The 24,953-nt window shown below is 44.5% G+C and carries 24 protein-coding genes; 12 read left to right on the top strand and 12 right to left on the bottom strand.

Annotated elements, in window-relative coordinates; genetic code table 11:
* Positions 1-149: 149 nt before the first annotated feature.
* The 7 genes from phhA to MMA19_RS04610 all read left to right on the top strand — a co-directional run bounded on the left by phhA (position 150) and on the right by MMA19_RS04610 (position 7,986).
* A complete protein-coding gene (gene phhA / locus MMA19_RS04640) occupies positions 150-941 on the top strand; it encodes a phenylalanine 4-monooxygenase (protein WP_240205612.1) in 792 nt (263 codons plus the stop codon).
* Positions 934-1,269, top strand: coding sequence for a 4a-hydroxytetrahydrobiopterin dehydratase (locus MMA19_RS04635; protein WP_006070894.1), 336 nt, complete (start codon positions 934-936; stop codon positions 1,267-1,269). Before phhA ends, MMA19_RS04635 begins: the two co-directional genes overlap by 8 nt.
* 165 nt (positions 1,270-1,434) lie before the next feature.
* Positions 1,435-2,601 carry an efflux RND transporter periplasmic adaptor subunit gene (locus MMA19_RS04630; protein WP_038227226.1) on the top strand — a complete coding sequence of 389 codons (1,167 nt, stop codon included), beginning with the start codon at positions 1,435-1,437 and terminating at the stop codon, positions 2,599-2,601.
* A complete protein-coding gene (locus MMA19_RS04625; protein WP_240205611.1) occupies positions 2,594-5,722 on the top strand; it encodes an efflux RND transporter permease subunit in 3,129 nt (1,042 codons plus the stop codon). Before MMA19_RS04630 ends, MMA19_RS04625 begins: the two co-directional genes overlap by 8 nt.
* Before the next feature lie 241 nt (positions 5,723-5,963).
* The gene (locus MMA19_RS04620; RefSeq protein WP_062458466.1) at positions 5,964-7,025 is read left to right on the top strand and encodes a linear amide C-N hydrolase; all 1,062 of its coding nucleotides are present in this window, start codon (positions 5,964-5,966) and stop codon (positions 7,023-7,025) included.
* Between the two features lie 81 nt (positions 7,026-7,106).
* Positions 7,107-7,832 carry a hypothetical protein gene (locus MMA19_RS04615; RefSeq protein WP_240205610.1) on the top strand — a complete coding sequence of 242 codons (726 nt, stop codon included), beginning with the start codon at positions 7,107-7,109 and terminating at the stop codon, positions 7,830-7,832.
* 13 nt (positions 7,833-7,845) lie between these two features.
* Positions 7,846-7,986 (top strand): hypothetical protein, encoded by a 141-nt coding sequence (locus tag MMA19_RS04610; protein WP_240205609.1) that lies wholly within the window; start codon positions 7,846-7,848, stop codon positions 7,984-7,986.
* A gap of 51 nt (positions 7,987-8,037) precedes the next feature.
* On the opposite strand, the gene MMA19_RS04605 is transcribed toward MMA19_RS04610, so the two are convergent.
* From MMA19_RS04605 to nagE, 3 genes are all read right to left on the bottom strand, one after another.
* Positions 8,038-8,898, bottom strand: coding sequence for an AraC family transcriptional regulator (locus tag MMA19_RS04605; protein ID WP_062458464.1), 861 nt, complete (start codon positions 8,896-8,898; stop codon positions 8,038-8,040).
* Between the two features lie 167 nt (positions 8,899-9,065).
* Positions 9,066-10,214: an L-threonine dehydrogenase gene (gene yiaY / locus MMA19_RS04600; RefSeq protein WP_031494587.1), complete on the bottom strand. Its 1,149-nt coding sequence runs from the start codon at positions 10,212-10,214 to the stop codon at positions 9,066-9,068.
* A gap of 371 nt (positions 10,215-10,585) precedes the next feature.
* Positions 10,586-12,058, bottom strand: coding sequence for an N-acetylglucosamine-specific PTS transporter subunit IIBC (gene nagE / locus MMA19_RS04595; RefSeq protein ID WP_240205608.1), 1,473 nt, complete (start codon positions 12,056-12,058; stop codon positions 10,586-10,588).
* A 167-nt stretch (positions 12,059-12,225) separates the two neighbouring features.
* On the opposite strand from nagE, the gene MMA19_RS04590 reads away from it, so the two are divergent.
* Complete coding sequence (locus MMA19_RS04590; protein ID WP_006070908.1) at positions 12,226-13,104, top strand: LysR substrate-binding domain-containing protein; 879 nt, start codon at positions 12,226-12,228, stop codon at positions 13,102-13,104.
* A gap of 22 nt (positions 13,105-13,126) precedes the next feature.
* Here the strand turns inward: MMA19_RS04590 and MMA19_RS04585 are convergent, their stop codons facing one another.
* The 4 genes from MMA19_RS04585 to MMA19_RS04570 all read right to left on the bottom strand — a co-directional run bounded on the left by MMA19_RS04585 (position 13,127) and on the right by MMA19_RS04570 (position 16,540).
* Entirely contained in the window at positions 13,127-14,440 is a 1,314-nt protein-coding gene (locus MMA19_RS04585) for a BamA/TamA family outer membrane protein (RefSeq protein WP_006070910.1), read from the bottom strand.
* A gap of 205 nt (positions 14,441-14,645) precedes the next feature.
* Positions 14,646-15,569 carry a M14 family metallocarboxypeptidase gene (locus MMA19_RS04580; protein WP_240205607.1) on the bottom strand — a complete coding sequence of 308 codons (924 nt, stop codon included), beginning with the start codon at positions 15,567-15,569 and terminating at the stop codon, positions 14,646-14,648.
* Between the two features lie 137 nt (positions 15,570-15,706).
* The gene (locus MMA19_RS04575; RefSeq protein WP_240205606.1) at positions 15,707-16,135 is read right to left on the bottom strand and encodes a thioesterase family protein; all 429 of its coding nucleotides are present in this window, start codon (positions 16,133-16,135) and stop codon (positions 15,707-15,709) included.
* A gap of 96 nt (positions 16,136-16,231) precedes the next feature.
* Entirely contained in the window at positions 16,232-16,540 is a 309-nt protein-coding gene (locus MMA19_RS04570; RefSeq protein ID WP_031495200.1) for a DUF1289 domain-containing protein, read from the bottom strand.
* 96 nt (positions 16,541-16,636) lie between these two features.
* Here MMA19_RS04570 and MMA19_RS04565 point away from each other — a divergent pair, with 96 nt between their 5' ends.
* Positions 16,637-16,915, top strand: a complete 279-nt coding sequence (locus MMA19_RS04565; protein ID WP_006070915.1) for a hypothetical protein — start codon at positions 16,637-16,639, stop codon at positions 16,913-16,915.
* A gap of 69 nt (positions 16,916-16,984) precedes the next feature.
* Here the strand turns inward: MMA19_RS04565 and pyrC are convergent, their stop codons facing one another.
* The gene (gene pyrC / locus MMA19_RS04560) at positions 16,985-18,010 is read right to left on the bottom strand and encodes a dihydroorotase (RefSeq protein ID WP_006070917.1); all 1,026 of its coding nucleotides are present in this window, start codon (positions 18,008-18,010) and stop codon (positions 16,985-16,987) included.
* A gap of 197 nt (positions 18,011-18,207) precedes the next feature.
* Between pyrC and MMA19_RS04555 the strand changes: the two genes are divergently transcribed.
* Positions 18,208-20,028 carry a hybrid-cluster NAD(P)-dependent oxidoreductase gene (locus MMA19_RS04555; protein WP_240205605.1) on the top strand — a complete coding sequence of 607 codons (1,821 nt, stop codon included), beginning with the start codon at positions 18,208-18,210 and terminating at the stop codon, positions 20,026-20,028.
* Between the two features lie 62 nt (positions 20,029-20,090).
* On the opposite strand, the gene MMA19_RS04550 is transcribed toward MMA19_RS04555, so the two are convergent.
* Entirely contained in the window at positions 20,091-20,336 is a 246-nt protein-coding gene (locus MMA19_RS04550) for a YdcH family protein (RefSeq protein ID WP_006070919.1), read from the bottom strand.
* A gap of 218 nt (positions 20,337-20,554) precedes the next feature.
* Positions 20,555-21,385 carry an ammonia-dependent NAD(+) synthetase gene (nadE, locus tag MMA19_RS04545; protein WP_006070921.1) on the bottom strand — a complete coding sequence of 277 codons (831 nt, stop codon included), beginning with the start codon at positions 21,383-21,385 and terminating at the stop codon, positions 20,555-20,557.
* A gap of 118 nt (positions 21,386-21,503) precedes the next feature.
* Between nadE and MMA19_RS04540 the strand changes: the two genes are divergently transcribed.
* The gene (locus tag MMA19_RS04540) at positions 21,504-22,016 is read left to right on the top strand and encodes a nicotinate-nicotinamide nucleotide adenylyltransferase (RefSeq protein WP_038222203.1); all 513 of its coding nucleotides are present in this window, start codon (positions 21,504-21,506) and stop codon (positions 22,014-22,016) included.
* Between the two features lie 30 nt (positions 22,017-22,046).
* Positions 22,047-22,541 (top strand): hypothetical protein, encoded by a 495-nt coding sequence (locus MMA19_RS04535; RefSeq protein ID WP_240205604.1) that lies wholly within the window; start codon positions 22,047-22,049, stop codon positions 22,539-22,541.
* Between the two features lie 87 nt (positions 22,542-22,628).
* Here the strand turns inward: MMA19_RS04535 and MMA19_RS04530 are convergent, their stop codons facing one another.
* Complete coding sequence (locus MMA19_RS04530; RefSeq protein ID WP_038227778.1) at positions 22,629-23,285, bottom strand: flavin reductase; 657 nt, start codon at positions 23,283-23,285, stop codon at positions 22,629-22,631.
* Positions 23,286-23,425: 140 nt separating this feature from the next.
* The gene (locus MMA19_RS04525) at positions 23,426-24,907 is read right to left on the bottom strand and encodes a deoxyribodipyrimidine photo-lyase (protein WP_240205841.1); all 1,482 of its coding nucleotides are present in this window, start codon (positions 24,905-24,907) and stop codon (positions 23,426-23,428) included.
* Positions 24,908-24,953 lie beyond the last annotated feature (46 nt).

Below are 24,953 nucleotides of genomic sequence, written 5' to 3'. Positions count from 1 at the left end.
CTGAAAACAATATATTGATAAGTCGAAAGAATTCGTTCAAATGTAAATAAATTGTTACACCGCGATGCGCATTAGAGTCTGATTGAATTATTGTCAGCAAATTTCTCCGCACATAGGCTTAATGTAACAAAGTTGTTAATGGTGACGAGATGACTCAGTACGTATCAAAACCTGTGAACGAGCTCGGTTTTGTGGAGTGGAGCAGCGAGGAAGATCAGATATGGCATGACTTGGTTGTTCGACAGCTCGATTTGGTGAAAGAGAGAGCGTGTAAGGAGTATTTGCACGGCCTAGACTTGTTAGATCTACCCCTTGATCGTGTTCCGCAGCTACCTGAAATTAACCGAGTGCTACATAGAGAAACGGGGTGGCAAGTGGAGCCAGTACTGGCGCTTATTGATTTTGACCGATTTTTCGCGTTATTGGCCGACCGTAAGTTTCCTGTTGCGACGTTTTTGCGGTCGAGAGAAGAGTTTGACTACTTACAAGAGCCCGACTTCTTTCATGAGGTATTTGGTCATTGTGCCATGTTGACCAATCCGCAATTTGCCGAATTTACTCGAATCTACGGCAAGCTAGGCAGTGATGCTGACGCCAAACAGCGAGTATATTTGGCTCGACTGTACTGGTTTACCGTTGAGTTTGGTTTAGTGGAACAAAACGGTCTAACTAAAATTTACGGCGGTGGAATTCTCTCTTCACCGGGAGAAACTCTCTATGCGTTAGATGATGAACGAGCACTGCGCCAAGCTTTCGACTTGGATACCGTGTTAAGAACTCCGTACCGCATTGATATCATGCAGCCGACCTACTTTGTACTGGACGATATTGACCAACTATACCAACTACGATCGGGCGGTCTCACCGAATACGTTAATCGAGCGATGAACGCTGGATTGTTGCCACCACTATTTGAACCAAAGGATAAGACTCATGCTTAATGAACTGCGCTGTGAAGCGTGTAGTAGCGATGCACTGGCATTAACGAAGGAAGAACAGCAACAACTACTGACAGAACTGAACGGCTGGAGCATTATCGAGAGAGATGGGATTCCTCAGTTAGAAAAACAGTTTAGTTTTAAGAATTTTAAATTGGCTTGGGCCTTTTCTAATAAGATTGCTGAGCTAGCAGAAGATGAGTTTCATCACCCTGCAATTCTTTTGGAGTGGGGGAAGGTAACCGTGACTTGGTGGAGCCACTCAATAAAAGGATTACACCAAAACGATTTTATCTGCGCGGCTAAATGTGATTCGCTGTCGCACTCATAATCCCATCGAATGAATCTAGTGTAGAAGGTATGTTGTGATGCATACCTTCTTGTTCTTATTGCTGCTCTTCACACAAACACAGAAAAAGATGAGGTTTCCTTACAGTTTCTCTAGCTGAAATTACGTACAATAATCAAAGCAGAAGAATATAAATCAAGGGAAGCTATGTTCAAGCGCAGTATTAAATGGATTCTACCATTCGCGATTTTAGGTGTGGCCGCTGGTGGCTTTATGCTAGTGGAGCAAACGGCTCCAGAAATTGAAGACCAAAAACAAGTCGATACCGTCCCAAGAGTTAAAACCCAAATCCTAAAAGCCGAAAATCATCAGGTGCAAATCTCAAGTTTTGGTGAGGTAGTGCCACTTGAGCGCACTGCGTTATCAACACAAGTTTCCGGTGAAGTTACCAGTTGGCATCCGAACTTTGTGGCAGGTGGCGTGGTAAAACGCGGCGAAATACTTTTCACCATCGAAAAAGATAACTATCAAGCAGCGGTGCTGCAAGCCCAAGCACAACTCGCGCAGGCGCAAGCGGCCTTAATTGAAGAGCGTGCTAAGGCGAAAGTTGCCGAAAGACAGGCAAAGAAAATCAAAGATACCCAAGTCTCGGACCTCTATCTGCGTATTCCTCAAGTGCTAAGCGCAGAGGCCAGCGTTAAATCGGCGCAGGCTGCATTGCGCAGAGCCAATCGTGATCTTGCCAACTGTGAAGTTGAAGCGCCTTATGATGCGTTGGTGGTCTCCAGAAGCATCGGTGTTGGTCAGTACATTACTTCAGGCGCACAAGTTGCGGAGCTGAATAACATTGAATCAGCAGAGGTGATGGTGCCCATTGCAGGCTTCGACGCGCCTTTCTTACCTGACAATATTGTAGGAGTGAAAGCCGACGTCATTTCTAAAGGTCGCACTAACTCGGTTCGAGATGGTGTGATTATGCGAGATCTAGGAGTGGTAGACAGTGCTACGCGTATGGCAAACCTAGTGATTCGAATCAAGGACCCTTATGCGCTGACAACGGATGCCAAACCATTACCTTTTGGTTCATATGTTGAAGTGGTCTTCAACGGTAAACAGATCCCAAACCTGTTTAAAGTGCCGCAAGAGTTGGTCACTGATGAGCGAGTCTGGGTTGTCGATCAAGAAGACAAGCTCGTCCCTAAAAGTGTCCATGTTTTGCGTGAAGAGCAGGCAAACTTCTTTATCGATTCTGGTGTGAAAACAGGCGATGAGCTGGTATTAACTGTGCCCGAGTTCCCGCAAATTGGAATGTCGGTGATTCGCTCGAATAGTAATTCAGAGGTATTGGTGAACCAAGGAGAAGCCAGTGAGTAAGTCCACTCAACGCGGCATTATCGCCCTTTTTGCCAATAACTCGGTAGCCGCCAACCTTTTGATGGCGTTTATCTTGATCATGGGAACCGTCAGCTACTTTCTGATTCAGCGCCAGATGTTCCCAAATTTTGAAATCAACTACATTAATGTGACAGCGTCTTACCCAGGGGTTTCTGCTCAGGAAATTGAAGAGACGATCCTAATCAAAGTGGAAGAGTCGCTGAAAGATGTCACCGAGATTAAAAAAGCGGTGACTGACGCTTATCGAGGTGGCGGTGCGGTAACTTTGGAAATTGATACCAAGGCAAACCTTATGGAAGTACTGGATAAGGTAAAGCAGCGAGTCGATGCCATAGCTAGTTTCCCCAAGGCTATGGAGCCGATTAAGGTCACGCAGATAGAGTTTAAGCAAGACGTTATTGGTATGGTGCTGTCAGGCAATACGTCGTTATCAGAGCTGAAAACCATTGCGAAGCAGGTAGAGAAAGAACTATTACAGCTTAATGACGTTTCTTTGGTTGAAGTCAGCTCTCCACCCGATGAAATCGGTATTGAAATTCACCCAGATGAGCTACGAACCTATGATCTAACGCTTGACGACGTAGTAGCGGCGATTCAAAAATACTCGGCAAATTTTTCCGCAGGACAAGTCAGGACTAGTACGGGTTTAGTGTCGATTCGAATTGAGAACCAGTACTACGATGGTTTTGAATTTCGGCAGATACCCGTCAAAGTTGGCGCCAATGGCTCCAAGGTCTTATTGGGTGATATTGCCAAAATAAAAGATGAGTTTACTGAAGGGCAACACTACTTTAAGTATTCAGGTGAGAACGGTATCTATTTGACGGTTAAGGCAACCAAAACCCAAAATATGGTGCCTGTGGCCGAGACGGTGAAGCGCTTTATTGACGCAAGAAATCAAACGTTACCTCATGGTATTCAACTCAACACTTTGATGGATATGACGTTCTATTTGAATGCTCGACTGGATATGATGCTTAAGAACCTGTTGCAAGGTGCGGTTCTGGTAGCGGTTTTGCTGACTATTTTCCTGCGATTCCGCTTAGCTATGTGGGTTATGGTTGGTTTACCGGTCTGTTTCTTAGGAGCGGTTATGCTGATGCCACTGTTTGATGTCAGTATCAATATCATCACACTGTTCGCGTTTATTATGGTGCTCGGTATTGTGGTAGATGACGCCATCGTCATAGGAGAAAGTGTCTACACCGAGGTTGAAAAAGAAGGTGGAGGGGTCACTAATGTCGTGCGTGGCGCTCAGCGTGTCGCAACCCCTGCAACATTTGGGGTACTGACAACTATTGCTGTGTTTGTTCCGTTCTTATTCTCGACAGGACCAGAGAAGGCTTTTTTCTATGGTCTTTCTATCGTTGTTATTTTCTGTCTGATTTTCAGCTTGATAGAGTCGAAACTCATCCTGCCAGCGCATTTGGCTCATACCAAATTTACCACAGTCAAAGAGAACAGTTATCGTGCCCGTTTCAATCGCTCATTTTTCCGCTTTGTTAATGGGCCATACAAGCGCACCGTGTCGTGGTGTGTGGAGTGGCGTTGGTCTGTGATGGCTGGCTTTATCGCAATTTTGGTTATCAGTGCGGCAATGCTGACGTCAGGGCATGTACGTATGATCCCTAGCCCTAAAGTTCCGTCTGACTTTCCAATGATCAAAATTGAGATGAACAGCAATGCGTCCGATGAACAAACGATTGATGCGTTACTCACTCTTGAAAAAGTGGTGAGTGAGGTCGACAAGGATATAGAGCAAGAGTACGGGCAGCCTGTTATTCGCGACACGATGACGATTAACACGAGTCGCACCGAAGGCATGATCATCCTTCCTCTTGTTGATGAAGACGTGCGTCCAGTTGATGCGTTTGAGCTGTCTCGTCGTTGGCGCGAAAAAATGCCGACGATTGTTGGTCTGAAGTCCATTGTTATTAACGATAATGTGGCTGGTGGCGAAGAGGGCGATGAGTTTGGTTATTTGCTGTATGGCCCTGATATGGAAGTGCTGAATGCCGCTGGACGTGAGCTGATTTCAAAGCTTCAGCTCCAGACGGGGTTGTTTGATATCAGTTCTTCGATGGATACGGGCAGTCGCGAAGTACAACTTTCGCTAAAACCTGTGGCTTATGATCTCGGACTGGATCTCGCTAATGTAGCGTCGCAGGTTGGAGGCAGCTTTTATGGTGGAGAGGCGCAGCGAGTACTTCGGAATACTGAAGAAGTCAGGGTAATGGTTCGCTACCCTAAGTTGACCCGAGAAGCGTTCTCTTCACTGCGCTATGCCTTGATTAATACCCCATCAGGCAAAAAAGTGATGTTGGGCGATGTGGTTAACATCACCAGTAAGCCGGGCATCAACCAAATACGACGTGAGAATGGTTTTAGAACGGTTTATATCTATGGTTCTATTGACGAAGCGGTGATTGAACCCGATAGAGCAGTGAAGAATATTGAAGATAATGTGCTTCCGGAACTACGCGCTCAATTCCCTGAAGTGAAAACTGAGTTGGGTGGCACGATTGAAGAACAACAAAAGCAAAAAGCAGAGCAGATAGTGTTCTTTATTGCAGGGATGATAACGGTTTACATTCTATTAGCTGTGCCATTAAAAAGTTATGCCCAGCCGTTTATCATTATGTCTGTTATTCCGTTTAGCCTAACAGGTGCGATATGGGGGCACTATTTCTATGGCCTTGATATGAGCATGATGTCCACATTTGGTTTGATTGCGGCGGCGGGGGTTGTGATTAATGACTCGTTAGTGATGACTGATTACGTCAACCAAATCAAAGCGCGGTGTGATTGTGCGAAGCAAGCCGTGGTTGAAGCTGGCTGTGCGAGGTTTAGGGCGATAACGCTGACCTCTATCACTACGTTCTTTGGGGTGTTGCCCATCATGTTCGAGACCAGTCTTCAGGCGGCGTTTGTTAAACCTATGGCAGTTGCTTTAGGCTTTGCTGTGATGTACGCCACCGTGGTAACTCTCATTGCCGTTCCGTGCTTATATGTGATTCTTGAGGATATAGGCAAAGCTTTTAGCAAACTGAAACGAGTGTACTTTCCAGTTAAAGATAATCAAAACACAACAGCAGTATGATTGTTGTGATGGTTTTCGATTTTAATTCATTGTAATCATTAAAACTAACCTTTCCCTTTGGTGCTGTATGCCAGAGGGAAAGGGTTGATATTCCTACCTTACTGCTTCCTCTTTCTGATTGACCTATTCGATATTTATATACTAATCACTTTGATGTACTTCTACTCAGCGATTAAAGTTCGCTCTATCAACAGGTGACAAAACACGGTTTTGCTACCGTGAACATATTAGAGGGTTGAAAATGAAGAAGACAATTATCGCGCTTACATTAGCTGCTACAGCATCAAGTGTACTCGTTGGAACCGCCAACGCATGTTCTCGCATCACGCTTGATACGCCATATGGTGTATCTCAAGTTAGAACACTTGATTGGGGACAGAAACTTGGTACGTATGCGATTATGTCACCAGCGGGTGTTGAGGTGGCAACTAAAGCGGTTCCATCGTACAAAACCGCGGCGAAATGGACGGTGAAGTATCCGACATTGAACTTAGAAGAACGTGCCGTGTTTGTCGATACATCGGGTGAAGCTATCAACAATCAAGGTTTATCTGCTTCAACTTTATATATGTACGATTCGCAAGCATTCATCAAGGATTATAAGGACACCGGTGCACCGGCAGTTAACTGGGGTGATGCAGCAGCTTTCATGGCGCAAAACTTTAAAACGGTAGAAGAAGCGGTCGCTGCGTTTGAAGCAAATGAATTCCAGTTTGCTTGGGCCGATGGTATTCATGGTACCCAGCATGGCTTGCATATTTCGGTACAGGACAAATCTGGTGACATTGCTTTGTTTGAGCTCAATGAAGGCGGCAAAATGATGGTGCATCGCGGTTCTGTGAACGACAAACTGCGAGTAATGGCGAACGCCCCTTTGCAGCAATATCACGATGAGAATGCGACAAAAGTAGGTGACTTTAATCATGTCGAAAATGGTCATAACATCGGTTCTACCATCTCATCCCCAGAAAGAATGCTACGAGGCTTGTACAACTCTGCTCATGTTAAGTTTGACCCACAGGCTTCATGGGCACAGACAGAAGGTAAGCTCCAATCCACATTCGATTCAGGGAATCTGGTGCCCCAAGACATTATTGACCCAGCAAACGGTGAAACATATGCCAGCTGGATTCAATATACCTACAACTTCGAAAATGGCTCATTCAAGATGCGCAACTTTGATACGTACAGTGAGATTCGCATCGACCTCAATCAGCTTAACGACATCAAAACCGTATCGTGCGCTGATTTAGTAGAACAAGCTGAGCTATCAAATATCGCTACCTTCTCTACGTGTAGTTAACCCTTCTTATAACTCTGGCAATGCCTTGTGAAATCCACGGATGACCTAATTAAAGGGATTTTTGTTTAATTAGGTATAAATATGAAAAACACTATAACTGCCATGGCTCTAAGTTTGATTACTGCGGGCGTTTGGGCAAATGAAGTGACATCGACTCACCAAAAAGATGTCGCTCCAGAAGCTTCGGTTCAAGATATTAACTATGGCGACCCGACGGCTCTATTCTCAATGGTTGGACTGTCTAGATCAAACGATCGTACTCAACTCAACAGTGTATTTGGTTGGGGACAAGGGCATATGGTCTTCGCTGATTTAGGTCTCGGTGACAAGAAAGATATTGAAGGCAAGACAGATATAGATTACCGCGTTCGCTATTTTAAGGTTAACGACGGCCTAGGTTATTCCTTGGATGTCATCGGAAATCGAAATATCACGACGACGCTAGCGGGTGCTATCTACAAGATCGATTTTACCCCTAATATCTCTGTGTTTCCAATGCTTTACGGTGGCTATATGGATAGCAAACACGACATCGCGGTAGAAGGTAAATCGTCCTTTAAAAACTCGGCGTTAGTTCAAGGCGGTCTTTATGCGATGTATGGGTTTGATGCTGGTCACTGGCTCTATGCCAACCCTAAAGCGACATACATTACTCGCGCCAAAGAGTTTGTTCCACAAATAGAAATTGGCGGCGGCTATATGGTGACTGATTATGCGTCCATTGGTTTCAAAGTTGAGCATACCGCGGACAATAAAGTGAGCAAGAAAGACACGGTCAGTTGGCTACAAGCCAGCTATTACTTTTAGTTGAGGTAAACCTGTGGAAGACACACTAGACATTGTTGCCATGTGTGTCATGGATGACCGCAGTTTTATTTTGGCGTTTCTAATCGGTGCGGCCTTTATGATGTTTTGGTTTGAACTTTGTCGCTGGAGTTCAGGCAAGAATAACGCTGAATAGTGTTCTAGCGACGATTAGAACAGGAGGTGCCTTTTAATTAAGGCACCATTTTTAATGACTGCCATGAATTAGCGAACGTTGGTATTGCTTTGGAGTTAGGCCGTAAGCTTTCTTAAACAGTCTTATGTAGTGAGAAATATTGTCATATCCGGCTTCATAGGCAGCATCAGTAACACTCAATTTGTTGAGGCATTGTTTTGAGGACTGCAGTCTAAGCTGAGTGAGGTATTGTTTAGGGCTTAGCTGTGTTGCTGCTTTAAATTTCTGTGAAAAACTCGACTGAGACAATCCCACTTCTTCTGCTACCTGAGCTAACGTCATCTTTAGTCCCATCGGTGAATTCATAATCCTAATCGCTTTACTGATGGGGTGAGAGCGATGGTTCGAGATGATACTTTGGCAAGTATTATTGCGCAGCAACTCAAACACCAATTCTTGTCCGGTCAGGTCGATCAGAAAGTCCATGCAGGCTTCTTGCTCTCGAAGGATCTCTTGCATTCGAGTGTGTAGTTTGTCGATTCTTTTGTCGATGGAATTGACCGCGAAACTTTGTGATTCTAATGCTGTTGGTGAATCGACTTCTAGAGTATCAGCAACACGTTGACTGACGCCTTCAATCATTTGTTCATCGAATTCATACACCAGTGCTTTGGTGTACTCAGGCATCTTCATGTAGATGTTCGAATTAGGTGGTAACAGAACAAATTGGTCACGGTTGTATTGGAAGCTCTGCGACTGATTGACACTCACCGATTTGGTGCCTTTTAAAATGGTACACAGGCGAGGAGCATCGTAAGAGCGGTACTCATCGTGAAAGTCTTTTGGAAGATCGTAATAGAGTAAGTTTAAGCTACCGGTAGATAGTGCGTACTCACGTTCTGCCACTCGACTAAAGCTGTTTAGTTTATGCATAAATAATGCGTCTTTCTGTTTTCATCGCCTGAAAGCTAATAGTAGGGAGATGGCATGAAGGTAACATTGATCTGAGTTAGGAAAGGCGGGAGCTTTTTAAACGCAAAAATGCAGGCAATCGGTTGGCCTGCATTTTTGTGATGTTGCACGTTAAACGTGTCGAATAATTACAGCGCTGAATCTAAGATGGCTACGATTTCTTCGTGGCTTGCTTGTTTAGGGTTGGTGAAACCACAAGCGTCTTTTAGCGCGTTCTCTGCAAGTACATCGAAGTCGTCGCGTTTTACACCAAGCTGTTCAAGACCAGCCGGAATGTTCACATCTTTAGATAGCTGACGAATAGCATCAAGACCTGCATTCGCGGCTTGCTCATCAGTCATGCCATTAGTATCAACACCCATGGCGCGCGCGACGTCAGCTAAGCGTGCAGGTACTACCTTAGCGTTATACTGCTGAACGTGTGGTAGCAAGATTGCGTTACATACACCATGAGGAAGATCGTAGAAGCCACCAAGTTGGTGAGCGATAGCGTGAACATAGCCCAGTGAAGCATTGTTAAACGCCATACCTGCCATAAACTGCGCATAAGCCATGTTGTCACGTGCAGTTAGATTGTCACCGTTTTGCACCGCCTCACGAAGGTTTGCTTGCACCATTTCGATAGCTTTGATCGCAACGGCATCCGTGACTGGTGTAGCTGCGATAGACACATAAGCTTCAATCGCGTGCGTAAGTGCGTCCATCCCAGTTGCCGCTGTAAGAGACGCAGGCTTAGCCAGCATCAACTCAGGGTCGTTTACAGAGATAATTGGCGTCACATTCTTGTCTACAATTGCCATTTTGATGTGGCGAGCCTCATCTGTGATGATGCAGAAACGTGTCATTTCAGAAGCAGTGCCTGCCGTTGTATTGATTGAGATCAGCGGTAACTGAGGCTTCGCTGATACATCAACACCTTCGTAGTCTTTGATTTCTCCGCCGTTAGTCGCAAGCAATGCGATACCTTTTGCGCAATCATGAGGGGAGCCGCCACCGAATGAAATCACACAATCACACTGATTGCCTTTTAGTAGCGCTAAGCCATCGTTCACGTTCTCGATAGTTGGGTTTGGTTTAGTCTCGTCAAACACAACCGCTGCTACGTTTGCACTATCAAGCAAAGTAGTGAGTTTACTTACTGCGCCCAGCTCGTTTAAAACCTTGTCGGTAACGATAAGAGCTTTAGTAAAGCCATGTGATTTGATAGCGTTTACCGCTTCTTCAAGACAGCCGACACCCATTAGGTTTAATGATGGAATATAGAAAGCGTTAGACATGCTCTACCTCGTTCAATGTTTAATAATATTTTTGACCGCACATCTCAAGAAACAGTGGCATTACCGCGGGGGCAGTAATGCACTCGTACTACCACTTTAGAGGTGCTTTTTATCGTTGATTGAAGAGTAACAGTAGGTTTGAATAGCAAACTAGCGCAGATTTTATAGAAATAGTCGAAATTTGATTAGCCTGAATGTTATGAGAATATTTATATTATAAATTAGTAGGTTAGCGGATTAAAAAGAAGTGCAAAGTCGGTGACTAAGCGACTCTGCACTTCGAGGGGGAGGCGGTAAGGTGATACCGCCGATTTTTCTCTGTTGAAGGTGATTCAACAAATTGAGAAAGGGTTTACATCACGAGTCCGTTATCATTGCGCTAAAGCGACTTTCATCTGTTCGGCGACTTTGTCGACCTTTCCTAGTCCTATGATGACTTGAATACCGTTCTTACCAACTGGAACAACGCCTGCGGCACCAAGTTGTTTGAGTTTTTCTTTGTCTACAATGCCAGAGTCTTTTACTGATAGGCGTAGGCGAGTAATACAATTGTCTACTTCAGTAATATTGTCACTACCACCTAGGGCTTCAATATACTGGTGAGTTAAGCCTTCGATACCTTGATCACCGTCTACCGCTGTTTCTTGCTCTGGAGCCATGTCTTCACCACGACCTGGCGTTTTTAAGTTGAATTTCAAAATAGCGAAACGGAACACGCAGTAGTAAATGGCGAAGAAAACTAAGCCTTGCACAATAAGCATATACCACTGAACAGCAAGCGGGTTTTGACTAGACAGGACTAGGTCGACAAAACCGGCGGAGAAACCAAATCCTGCGATCCACTGCATACTTGCAGCAATATATAGTGAAATACCAGTCAGTACGGCGTGAAGTAAGTACAGACCTGGAGCTAAGAACATAAAGCTAAACTCTAGTGGCTCAGTAATTCCTGTAAAGAAAGAGGCCATCGCAGCAGCAAGCATGATAGAGAACACGGCTGATTTGTTCTTTTTATCTGCACAGTGGTAAATCGCCAATGCTGCACCAGGAAGACCAAACATCATGATTGGGAAGAAGCCCGCTTGATACATGCCAGTCACACCAACCGTAGCCGTTCCGTTAGCAATAGACTGAGCACCGCCTAAGAAATTAGGAATGTCATTAATGCCAACGACATCAAACCAGAAAACAGGGTACAGGGCGTGGTGCATGCCAACGGTCAACATTAATCGGTTAAAGAAGCCAAATAGACCTGCGCCTAATGCACCCATAGATTGAAGTTCAACGCCGAACACGATAAGAGCGTCATACACTACAGGCCAGACATATAGAAGCACGAAGGCTAACAGCATACCCGCAATAGAAGTCAGAATAGGGACTAGGCGCTTTCCACTGAAGAATGCCAGCGCTTTAGGTAGCGTTACACCTGAGTAGCGATTGTAGATTTCAGCAGAGACTATACCGACAATAATACCAACAAATTGGTTGGAGATTTTGCCAAAGGCTGCCGGAACTTCGTCAGCACTAATACCTTTAAGTTGCTGCACGGTTTCTGGAGAAAGAAGAGTTGTCAGTACTAAGAAGCAGATAAAACCAGACAATGCAGCAGAGCCATTCTTGTCCTTGCTTAAACCAAATGCAACACCAACGGCAAACAACACTGCCATGTTATCGATGATTGCACCGCCGGACTTAATTAAAAACGCAGCAAGGGTACTGTCTGCTCCCCAACCTGTTGGATCCAGCCAATATCCAACCCCCATTAAAATCGCAGCGGCAGGCAGGGTGGCCACTGGAACCATTAATGCCTTACCTACTTTTTGCATATAGCCGAGTATGTTCATTCAAACCTCTTTGTGTTTATTATCCACGGAACTTGTGCCCTGTACTTGCTTGCAACGACAGGGTGTTCATTCGTTTTCTAGTTGCTATTTGAAACTTATTTATCGATGCGAACAAACTAATTTTCGGGTACTATGGATTAAAAATTTTAATAAGTAGAGGCCGTGTTATGGCGAATGAACAAACCTTATTGAGGAATCTGCATACCTTCCATGTCGCAGCAAAAGTACTGAGTTTTACCCTTGCAGCGAAGGAATTGCACTTGACTCAGGGTGCGGTGAGCCATCGAATTAAGGTGCTTGAGAAGTCGCTTGGTTTTAATCTATTTACCCGAGGCACAAGGAAACTGGGGCTTACAGAGGAGGGCGAACGGTTTCATCAAACGCTTTCAAAATCGTTGTACTCCATTTTTGGTGAGATCGAAGAAATTAAATCGACGGATATGAGTGGGGAGATCACGATAGCCAGTTCGCCAAATTTTGCCTCGTCTTGGTTAGTACCAAGACTCAAAGATTTTAATCAGCGCTACCCCAACTTTAATGTAAATATTCTTGTCCACGAAGAGCAACAGAACTTCGAGAATGACCAAGTTGATATCGCGTTTTATTATGGCGATGACAAACCAAAGGACTGCTTCGTTAAACCTCTCTTTGGTGAGCGCTATATTCCTATTTGTTCGCCTGAATACGCTCAACGATTTAAGCTCTTTGAACGTGGCCTAGATGGACTGAAAGAGGTCAATCTTATACATGCATTAGGGTCAAATGTCTGGGAGCGCTGGATTAAATATCACGACTATGATCTCAATATCTTTAGACACTTTTATTGTGTTGGGCATCGAGGGTTAGATCTGACCGGAGCCCTGAACTCACTTGGCTTAGCGATGGGGAGGTATTATTTTGTTAAAGACTATATTGAGAGAGGCGAGTTGGTTTGCCCTTACCCTTCAATGAGCACTAGCCAAACTTATGATTTGGTATGTCTAAATGGTCATGAAGAAAGACCAAAAATCCGGACATTTATTCATTGGATCGATAGCCAACTATAGTGTTGGCTATCGGAACGAAAATTTAGAATGGATGATCAACCATAATCCAGAAGTTAGTGCTTTCTGGAGACTTAGCTAAATCGGCACGAACGACCAATCCGGCCATCAATGCACGAACTGATGCGCCGCCATCGTACTTGAGATCGGTAAGAAGTTCGTTCGCCGTGTAGGCAGAACCTACGCGACCTACCTCAACAAAGCCTACAAGTTGGATCCAGTCTACTCTCAAGAAATTCAACCAAGAGATATCTTTAATAGGGTTATAGGCCAACGTATAACGATATTCTGCAGAGCCATAAATCACGGCTTTGTCGTGGAATCGGTTATTGTCGTAGCCACGCATACGAGTAAAGCCACCTAAAGTTGCCCCCTCATTATAAGGTGCATTTCCGTTTATAGACTGAGTGCCATTAGGGTTATCCGTTACTTCCCAAGTAGGTGAATAACCGGTCCAGAAGTTCATCGCGATAATTCGTTGTGATGCCCAATCCGACTTGCCGAGCGAAAAGTATTTGCTCATATCAAGTTCGTTGAACGACCACTGCTTTTTTGACTCAAACCAACCCCAATCGTGAGAAGTTGCGATGTATTGTCGGCTACCGTAGGAAGGGTTGGGGGCAAAGTCGGTATTATCGTAGAGTATGCCAAACTCCATCGCATGAATCGCGCCGTCGACGTCCCCTTGTTGAAACTCAAAAGATTGGTATCGATTAAATTGGCGAGCTACAAAGATAGTTGAGCCGCTGGTCAACGGATTCCACTCTTTACCTCCGGAAGGCTCTGAGACTAACAAACCGTTGCGGATCTGATAGTCAACGAGTCCTTTGTCTCTGGTTACACCAATAGGAAGTACATACTCCATCTTGATATCAAACCAGTTAGATGCGCCATCCGCTTCCAAATAATCTAGATTAGATGAGCCATTGCTACCGGGACGAGGTGGGGTGTAATAGGCATTACCTGAAGTATAAGCACGTTGTTTTGGGTAATACCCAAACATGCCGTATGCACTCAAGAACACGCGTTCGGTTCCTGGAATCATGTAGTTCCAAACACCTCCAGCTAGTGCATAACTGGTTTCACCTCCAAAGACAGTGCCACCTATGGTCATCTGGTCTTGGTAGATACCTTTTATCATGCCGCCAACACCGACATTAAGCCCCATGGTTTCTGTACTAAATAGGTAAGGTAGTACCATGGATTCTCTAATTCTGTCTGGCGTTTCCTGTCGGTCAATACGCGACTTGACGTTAGTTGGTGTCGCTCCTTGCGCCACCACTGCAGTGAGTGAGCACGATATAGCAGCGATGACACTTATAATACGGCGATATGTCATACGAGTTAGACTTCCTTGTGAGATTTTTCATTCTTATTATGGTGTAACGATAAATAGCCTAACGTTATTTTAGGAGATAGAAAACACTAAGTGGTTATTTTGGCGGCTTTTTAACAATGGTTTTGTAAATTTGGTGGTTATTGGTGCAAATATAGAAAACCCAAGCCATGGCTTGGGTCATAGAGTATAAAGTCACGAGTGAAGATTACGACATACGCGCCTTTAAATATTCCAAAGCCCCAATGACAGACGCCACTTGAGCATCGTTGCACTCTTGTGAGGTGACTTTTGGACTGTCTGGATAAACTTCAGTTGTGGTTGAGTACTCACAATCCGTCATGCCGGTGCAAAGGCTGAGCTTCTTCAGTGGATAATTGATGACGCCATGCTGAACGACTTTAGAGCCAATAATATTGCCATTTTGGTCTGGCGGGGCAATATGAGTCACTTTTTCTACATGTTGGATAATCCTCGCTTGAAATTCATCTGCGGGATTCTCGGTATTGCCGACAAGATAGAAACCGTCAGGAACATTGTCCTCGATGTAGTCGAGACCATCGCGTGCCGCTAGTGCTGGTCGAAACTCGCTTTCATCTGTATCCGTTGTTTCATGTAAATCGATATGTGCCCAAACAGTGGTATCTAATGATGCAACCATCGCCATGAGGTTCGCAGACTCTTCTGCTGGTGAATCTGTATAGAAAGAGCGATTAGGGTCGACAGCATTCGGGTTCCAACGATTGATCGTTTCATAACCCCAAGGACTGACACATGGTGCGATAACAATGTTGAACAGAGACTCGTAGTGAGAGGCGTTTTCTTTGGCGAACTGAAGCGCACCGTGGACGCCAGAAGTCTCATAACCATGAACACCACCAGTAACAAGAACCGTTGGCTTCTGCGAATCCCAAGATTTGGTTTTTAATACGAACAGTGGGAATCGATCAACATCATACGAAAGCGCACCATATTGCTCAATATTGAAGGTATCTTTTAGCGCTGCGATCTTTGGGAGTACATCTTCGCTGTACAGACGCTTAACAGTAGTCGATTCGCGCCATTGGATAACGTTTTCCTCAGTCCATTTCTGTCCTGGGGTACCGATAGGGTAGTGAAACTGGTTTTTCATGGTTTCCATTCTCGATATTGTTTGTGCTGCAAGAATAGCTTTGCAAGGTTTAACGTGCAACGAGCATGGTGTGAAGATTGTGACAAATCATTTTCGGACCACTGAGCTAGCGGTCCAAACGGCTCGTTTGATCGCGTTTAATCACGGTTTGCTTGTTCAATCGCTGACATGAGTTTGTCAGAAATCAGGGCTTTTTGATTGGTGGTGAAATCAAACATGACGATCGTCGCTGTCCCCGTCGTGGTGACTTTGCCAAGCTTCTTGCTGACCACTTGATATTCCATCTTAAAGCGGTCTTCTTGTACCTCAGTAATTCGAGAGCCGACAAGTAATGTATCGGGGTAGGTGACAGGCAGTTTATAGCGGCAATAGTTTTCCCCAAGTACTGGGCCTATATTCGTGACTGCCATGTCTTCCATTAGATTAATGTGACTGAAGTAGTCGAGTCGCGCGGTTTCAAAGTATCGAAAATACACTGCGTTATTGACGTGATTAAGTGCATCCATTTCGCCCCAAGCGACAGGGATCTCTGTAACGACAGAGTAGTCCTTAAGTAACGATTCCATATTGTTATCCCTTATTAAGTTTGTGCATTTACTCTATTTTGGAATTAACAATAATGCAACATCAACGGTGCGAAGTTGAGTACCCCGTTTGGGGGTTTATTCAATAGGTAGGGTTGAGAGGCATTTTCGGCACAAACACAGATCGGATTTTTCGATGGAAGACGTATCGCGCTTGTCCAGTTCAAAACACCAACAGGTATCGTGGCCCGCAGAGATGTCACAATAGGCGGCTTCTCCACATTTGGGGCAAACGTGTGTAGTTGCAGAACCTGCTAACTGCTCCATTTTGTCATCGCGTTCTTCTTCTTCCATTAAACGCCATGCAGACAATTCGTCCATGGTACGAAAGCAACCAGAACAAATGCCACCTTCGTTTTTACAGGCGGCTTTACAGGGAGTGGCGATAGCAATAGTTTTAGTCATAGATTTAAATCAATAGGTTGCACAGTTTGTTCTAGAGCGTTAGAATTAAATGGTAATAATTATCATTTGCAAAAATAAATGACGACACTCTTTTTAATTATTGGCGTGATGTTTATTCTCGCCTTAGCTCGCAAGCTTGCATTCTCCAACATAGCGCTCGCTTTGTTAAGTGGATATTTAGTGTTGTGGCTCTATTTGGATAACTCCACCCTAACGGCAATCTGTTTGCTGCTGTTTGCACTGTCGCCAATTTTGGTGCGAGTAAAAAGCCGCAATATTAGTTTTATCTTGTTCATTCAAGCTTTAATTTTGCCAGTTGCGATTCATTTTGGGATGACGTCGCTGCCGATTCAGTAACGTTCCCTAATCAATAAAAAAGGCTCCCATTGAGAATGGGAGCCTTGACGATAAGTACATCAGTAAAAATTACTTCACTTGCCAGTTGACCGTTTCTCCGCCACGGATAGGTACAACAATGTCATTACCGAATGGCATGGTTTCTGGCACGTTCCATTCAGATTTCTCTAGCGTGATAGTATCTGTGTTACGTGGTAGTCCATAGAAGTCTGGGCCGTTGTGGCTTGCGAATGCCTCTAAATTCTCTAGCTTGCCTTCTTGCTCGAATACTTCTGCGTATAACTCTACTGCTGCGTGAGCAGTGTATGAGCCAGCACAGCCACAAGCGGCTTCTTTTTTGCCTTTAGCGTGTGGTGCAGAGTCAGTACCTATGAAGAACTTCTTACTTCCGCTAGTTGCCGCTTCTACTAATGCTTGTTGATGCGTACCGCGTTTTAGAATTGGTAGGCAGTAGAAGTGTGGCTTGATACCGCCAACGAGCATATGGTTGCGGTTATACATCAAGTGGTGTGCGGTAATTGTTGCTGCTACGTTGTCGTTGGCATTTTTAACAAACTGAGCTGCATCGGCTGTCGTAATATGCTCAAGAACAATCTTAAGGTTAGGGAAGTCGTTAACGATTGGAGCCAGTACCGTATCGAGGAACTCTTTTTCACGGTCGAAGATGTCAACATCGTGAGTAGTCACTTCACCGTGAACCAAAAGTAGCATTCCAACTTCTTCCATTGTCTCTAATACAGAGTAGATGTTCTTTGCTGAAGTCACGCCAGAATCTGAGTTCGTTGTTGCACCTGCTGGGTACAGTTTTGCTGCTACCACACCTGCCGATTTGGCTTTACGAATTTCTTCTTGAGAGGTGTTGTCGGTTAGGTACAGCGCCATAAGAGGCTCAAACTGCTCAGATGGTTTTTCGGCCATGATGCGCGCTTTATACGCAAGTGCCATTTCAGTGTCAGTGACAGGTGGGATAGTGTTAGGCATGATCAATGCGCGGCCGTTGTAGCGACTGATGTCACGAACGGTATCTTTTAGTACTTCGCCATCGCGAAGGTGAACGTGCCAGTCGTCAGGACGAGTAATAGTCAATGTAGTCATTTGGGCTCCCACCAAGTTAGATTCTTCTTGAAACGGAGCCTAAACGGCCGCGAAAAATGTGAATGCAATCGCTTACGTTTAGGCGACAGGATGATAGAGGAAAACGACTTAGATTTCACTATGTTTCTGGGACAATGTGCAAAAAGGCGTTAACATTGTGCTCTGCAAATGGACATAACAACAAAAAGGGCTCAGTCGTGGCAAAATCTACTCTGCTTTCCCAAATCAATATCTATCCAGTTAAGTCAGTTGGAGGTATTTCTCTTTCCTCTTCATGGGTTGAAAAACAAGGGCTTTGTTTTGACCGTCGTTTTATGGTGGCATTGGCCGATGGTTCAATGGTGACCGCACGCAAATACCCTAACATGGTAAAAGTGTCATCCAGCCTTCTACCGACAGGTATTATCTTCACTTACCCTGGACTGCCTCCTTTAAAGCTGCAATACAGTACATTTAAAATGCAGGATACGACCGCTAAAGTATGGGCAGACAGTTTTTCTGCTTACACGACAACAGATGAAGCGGATGATTGGTTCAGTGAAGTATTGAATCAAAGGGTTGAGCTACTTTTCACTGGCGAGCAATCAAACCGGGTAAGAGAAAAACTGGGTCATAATGTGAGCTTTGCAGACGGCTATCCTTTACTTATCATTAGCTCCGGTTCACTAGCGGAATTGAATAAGCGAAGCAGTGAAGTACATAGTATGGAGCAATTCAGAACCAACTTAGTGGTTGACTCGGACGAGCCATTTATCGAGGACTCATGGAAGAGAATTAAGATCGGTGATGTAGAGTTTGAAGCTGTAAAGCCATGTGAGCGTTGCATTCTGACAACAGTTGATGTCGAAAAAGCGGAATTCAGAGCCAGCAAAGAACCGCTAACGACCTTCTCACGCTTCCGTGCCAATGAACGCGGTGGCGTGTTCTTTGGTCAAAACCTTGTGGCAAAGAATGAGGGTATGATTCGCACTGGTGATGCTATCGAAGTACTGGAATACAAAGACAAAGAGCACTACGAGGATCTGGATGCGAATAAACAAGAATTTGTTTGTGTCGAGCGAGAGCATGTCGCGAGGAATTTTGAAACTTTTTGGTTAGAACCTCAGAAAGGTGCAATGCCAAGCTACAAAGCAGGCCAGCATTTACCGATAGAACTCAATATGGATGGTAAAGCGGTCAAGCGCTTGTATACCTTATCATCAAGTCCAAGTCGTCCTGGGCGCTTAGCGATATCGGTGAAACGAGTTGATGGTGGAGAAGTATCGAATTGGCTGTTTGATCATTTTCAAGTAGGTGACACCTTGATTGCCGATAAGCCTAACGGTTCATTCCATATTGCCAACTCTGAACATGAGCCGCTGTTATTATTATCTGCAGGAAGTGGCGTAACTCCGATGATGTCGATGCTGCGCGACCTTACCGACCAAAACGATATACGAGATGTGGTGTTCTACCATCAATGTTCGACTTACGCTGATATCCCATTTGCGAATGAGTTGAAAAACCTAGAGAAGCAAAATAAAAATCTCACGGTGATATTGGCACTGACGCAACCATCAGAGGATTGGCAGGGATTAAAAGGACGTTTTAGTTTGTCCCATCTAAAACAAATTGCCGACCTTACTGAGAGACAAGTCTTCGTTTGTGGACCTGACGGCTTTATGCAAAAAGCAAAGAACTTGATGTTGAAGAAAGGACTACCTGAAGATCACTACCACCAAGAGGCTTTTGGGGTCGCTACTGCAACGGAACAAGTGGTCAAAACCGTACAAATTAGTTTAGATGGTACGGTGTTTGAGGGGGACAATCAGCAAACGATTCTAGAGCAAGCAGAAAAAGCCGGTCTTGCAGTTGCTCACAGTTGCCGCGCGGGGTTTTGTGGCGCGTGTAAGGTTACGGTAGAGTCGGGCTTAGTTCATCAGCCTGATGTACCGGCGATTCAAGACAGTGAAATTGCAGAAGGAAAGGTTTTAGCTTGTTGTGCAGTACCACAGACAGATGTGGATATTGTCAGTTAAATAGGGAATTGCGAGGCTGTTTGGTGCCAGTGTCCAACTGGCACCGACTTTCTATTTATTGCCTACTTTGAAGCACTCACTATACGTTGATGCAACGAATCTTTTAGTACCGCTCTATTGTGTTTCAGTTGATGCATTTCGGTATCTTCGATAGGAGAACCGTTCAGTTCTAACACACGAATTTCTTTATCCAGCGCGTTGTAGTTTTTCGTGTCAGCTGCAAAGCCTTCATCGCTTGCCGCAAGGGCATGAATAACGTCTTGATGCTCTGGAAATTCCTTCAGAAGAGAGTGATCTTCGCCTAACATAGCAACCCCTTTTATTGGTGAACAATAGTTTTCGCTTGGGCATTCGCACAAGTGACTCTGGGTGCCAACGGCACTTGTGATCACTAGTGCTGTTATAACAATGGCACATCTTTAAGCTGATTAAAAGTTGAGCGATGGCAAGATCTGATTTCAGAGAGGTAAATCACAGGGTTAAAAAAAGCCAGCAAATAATTGCTGGCTCTATGAAGGAAATCAACTTAGTCGTAGATCGTTGGGATTGGCTCGCGTTTATGTTGTGTTGCTTTATAAATGGCAACGAGGCGATCACTGACTTCTTGAGATACAGGCTTACCTTCTAGGAAATCGTCAATCTGATCATAAGTCAGGTTGAGCGCATCTTCGTCCGCTTTTTGAGGTGCGAGTTCTTCCAGATCTGCAGTCGGTGTTTTCTTAACGAGTTGCTCTGGCGCGCCAAGGGTATCTGCTACTTCACGAACTTGGCGTTTGCTCAGGCCAAATAACGGGGCAAGGTCACAAGCACCGTCACCAAATTTGGTGTAGAAACCAGTAATGTTTTCTGCCGAGTGGTCCGTACCTAGCACTAACCCTCCCACGTATCCCGCGATTTCATACTGAGCAACCATGCGAGCACGAGCTTTTACGTTACCTTTTACAAAGTCGACCTTTGCGCTGTCTTCTGGTAGTAGACCTGTGCCTTCTAGAGCTATATGTGAAGCGGCGTGCAAACCGTCAACGCCCGCTTTAATGTTCACAGAAACAGAATGAGTTGGTTCAATGAAAGACAAGGCTAGTTGTGCTTCGTCTTCATCTTTTTGTTCACCATAAGGTAGGCGAACAGCGATAAACTGATAGTCGCTAGAATTACTTTCTTCATTCAGTTCATTCACTGCAAGTTGAGCAAGGCGACCACAAGTTGTTGAGTCAACACCACCACTGATACCCAGGACGATAGATTTGCAGCCAGATTGCTGAAGTTTTGACTTGATAAAAGCAACGCGGCGTTCAATCTCAAAGCGTGGGTCAATAGACGGAAGCACGCGCATTTCGTCTCGAATTAGTTGTTCCATGTGGGATCCCTTTTCCTGCAAGCAAAAAATATTTTCTCGTATGATACCTACGAAAATCGCTGAAAAAAAGTTACAGTTAGGGTCAATCTATGCAGAGAGACGATTTATTGAGATACATATGACAAAAATAGCGATATTTGGTAGCGCTTTTAATCCTCCTAGCTTTGGGCATAAGAGTGTTATTCAATCTCTGAATCATTTTGACAAAGTACTATTAGTTCCTAGTATCTCTCATGCATGGGGGAAAAGTATGCTCGATTACAGCATACGTTGTCAGTTAGTGGACATGTTTATCTCTGACATTGGACAAGCCAATGTTGAACGTTCCAACATTGAAGAGTCTCTTTACGAACCAGGAACCTCTGTGACAACTTTTGCTGTATTGGAGGCGTTAGAAAAAAGATACCCAGAAGCTGAACTAACTTTTGTTGTTGGTCCCGACAATTTCTTCAGCTTTAGCAAGTTTTATAAAGCGCAAGATATTGTTGAGCGGTGGTCCATTCTCGCTTGCCCTGAAAAAGTGAAGATCCGCTCGACGACGATACGATATAGTTTGTCACAAGGTTTGAATGTAGATCACTTAACGACGCTTAGCGTCGCTCAACATTTGGTCGCACATAAGCTATATTGATAAAGATTATAACAAGGACGAAAAATAAAAATGAAAGCAAGGTGGAGTTGTATTGCTTTAGTAGTAGTGGTGAATAGTCCTCTCGCATTCGCATTTTGTGAGAGCAATACGAACAAATCTGTTGTTTTAAAAGTGACGGAGGAAGAGTCGTTTTGCTCGCTTATTTCTAAACCCTTCAACTATATTGGCAACCAAGTTATTACGCTTGGTGGTTTAATAGAAGACGAACCTCCTATCAACTCTCTACAAGATTCTTATTGGGATCAATGGCTTCTTACGCAAGAATCCGAACCTGTGCTAACAGGTAACATAGAAAATAGTTTTGTTGGTATTGGTTTATGGGTACCTGAGGAAATCGCTCGTCATAAAGACGAAATGTCGATGCAAGAATGGCTGATGGCACAAGGGCTTCATTTCGGCGTTGGCTTTGGTGAAAAAGGTAAAGAACCACGTTTACGCTTGGACTACCGTTGGCATCAAGACTACCAAGGCGATATGATGATGCAGGTGGAAGTGCCGTTTTAACCAGTTTTAGAGAAGTAACGCTGTTCTGTGCTCTGTTTATCAGCTCCCACGCTTAGTCATGGAATATAAGTTGCTCGGTAATCCTAACTAAGGGTCTCCCCTCCGATTTAATGAAACCAAACTCTCGTCAGGCTTGGCATAACTCAAGCGATCAAGTCGTTGTGTGACATGGTAACTATCCAAACCAGAAATGGTTACTAAGTCGATACGTTCTAAATCAAGGTAACCGTCAGGCATAATGGCTTGTTCTGACATGTGTATAGAAACTACTTCGCCTATGAGCATTTCTGTGTTGTTACTTTTAATATGGATGTGCTCCTTCAGAACCAAACCCATTTTTAAATTGCTTTCAAGTACGAATGGAGCAGGAAAAGAAGAGTGGTAATAGGGAGTAAGTCCTACAGCACCGAACTCGGATATGTGCTTTGGATATCTAGCGGATGTTTGATGTGCTTGCTGGAAGAAGCTGGCAGCAACGGCATTGATCGTGAAATGACCGGTTTCGAGTATATTTTCCATGGTATGCCTGCGACTATTTCTTGGACGAACAACAAAGCCAAAGAGTGGTGGTTGGGAGCCGAGGTGAATGACAGAGCTTACGATAGCCAGATTTTCATTGCCTTGTTGGTCGCAAGTGCCGATTAAATTTGCGCTTTTGTATCCAGCTAACGAGTTGATAAGACGAGTTCGATACCTAGATTCCATGTTATCGATATCGTTCTTTGAAAAGATGATATTTTTCATAATGCATTGGAGGCTTTCTGCCATTCCCTTCTATATTTTTACGTGCAAAAAGAGACAGAATTTCAACGATAACTGTACCAATAAATGTCTCTTTCAAAGCTGATAAGACAGCTATCTTACGCGTTAAGTCGGTTGGTCGATCAACCGCGTTTTTTGTGACTAGATAACCGAACGTGACGTGACAGAATACGTTGACCTTCTTCTTTGACATCAAGTCTTTTTCGCCATGTCCAGAGTCTCTCCCTTGCTGTCTTTGCATTGGATTCCAAATCGATGATGGGGTTGAGATAGAGGGCGGAAGAGTCGAGATCGTACATAATGGCTTCCATCGCTGTCATCTTCCAAGGCTCAAACAAAAGCGGCACAGGCACCTTAGACAACTCAGGTAGCCACTTGAGAATAAACTTACCCTTAGAGTCGTGCTCTTGAGCTTGTTTCGTGGGGTTGTAGATACGGATCGTGTTTACCCCTGTGATGCCGGCCTGCATTTGAAATTGTGGATAGTGAATACCGGGCTCAAAGTCTAGAAAAAGCTGCGCTAAGTGTGTGACGCCTGCACGCCAGTCTATATTTAGATGATGGGTTAGAAAGCTGACTAGCATGGCGCGCATTCGAAAGTTGAGATACCCTGTCCGGTGCAAGCAGCGCATACTAGCATCGACTAACGGTATGCCTGTTTTACCTTGTTTCCAGGCCTCTAACAGTATTAGATCTCTACTACTGTTGTGTTCCAGCAGTGGCTCATAGGCTTTGTTTAGGCAACGAAACTCCATCTTACACTCCGATTCGAATTTCTGCATAAAATGACAGTGCCAATGTAAACGAGAAGACAGAGCGACTAGACTGCGACGAAAACCAGTAACTTGCCAATGCTGTAATAGGCTTTGGTAAACTTGTCGAAGCGAGATGTTACCCCACGCAAGATAGGGAGAGAGGCGTGAGCACGCCACCCGAGACGCTGTAGGGCTAGATAAGGAACGATAGTATTCACGACCGCGTTGCTGGAAGAAATCATGTAGCGTCTCCCAAGCTAGCGAACTACCGCCAGTCTGCATACCCTTAAGTTTTGATTGCCAGTTTAGTGGTGGAGAAAAAGCATGATCAAGACTAACCGTGTCGAGAGTGGTAAGTGCCTTGTTATGGAGTTGGATATCTAAAATAGGCTCTCTCATTACTTTGTTCCAACGTTTATCCCAGTGAGTTCTGTTGGCAGCTCCTCGTATTACTGCACCGAGTTGGTATTCGTGCCACGGTATGTTGTGTTTTTTAAACCAAGTGGCTATGTTTTTATCTCGTTCAAAAGTACAGTTCAGGCCAAGCTCCTGATGAGAAAATACTGCATTAATATAGAAACGGTTGCTTATAGAGCGAAAGCACTCTAAGGCGTCACCGTGCATGATAGTGACATTGTGAGAGAGAGGGGCAAGCGTAGCGTTCATATCGGTTAGGGACTGCCAAACGAAACGCCAGTGTCGTTCAGAGTAATGAGGGTTATCAAGCAGCATGGGTTCAAAAACATATAGAAGTACGGTTGGGAACTTAGACAACAAGGCTTGCTGCAAGGGCTGGTGATCGGTTAAGCGTAAATCACGCTTAAGCCATACAATATTAATGGTCTGCATCATTAACCTCTTTGGTTTCCTGAATCATGTCTACGTAAAGCGAGTA

This window comes from Vibrio sp. CyArs1 (assembly GCF_022432925.1).
Lineage (GTDB): Bacteria > Pseudomonadota > Gammaproteobacteria > Enterobacterales > Vibrionaceae > Vibrio > Vibrio mediterranei.
This window is presented reverse-complemented; position numbering and strand designations above follow the sequence as displayed.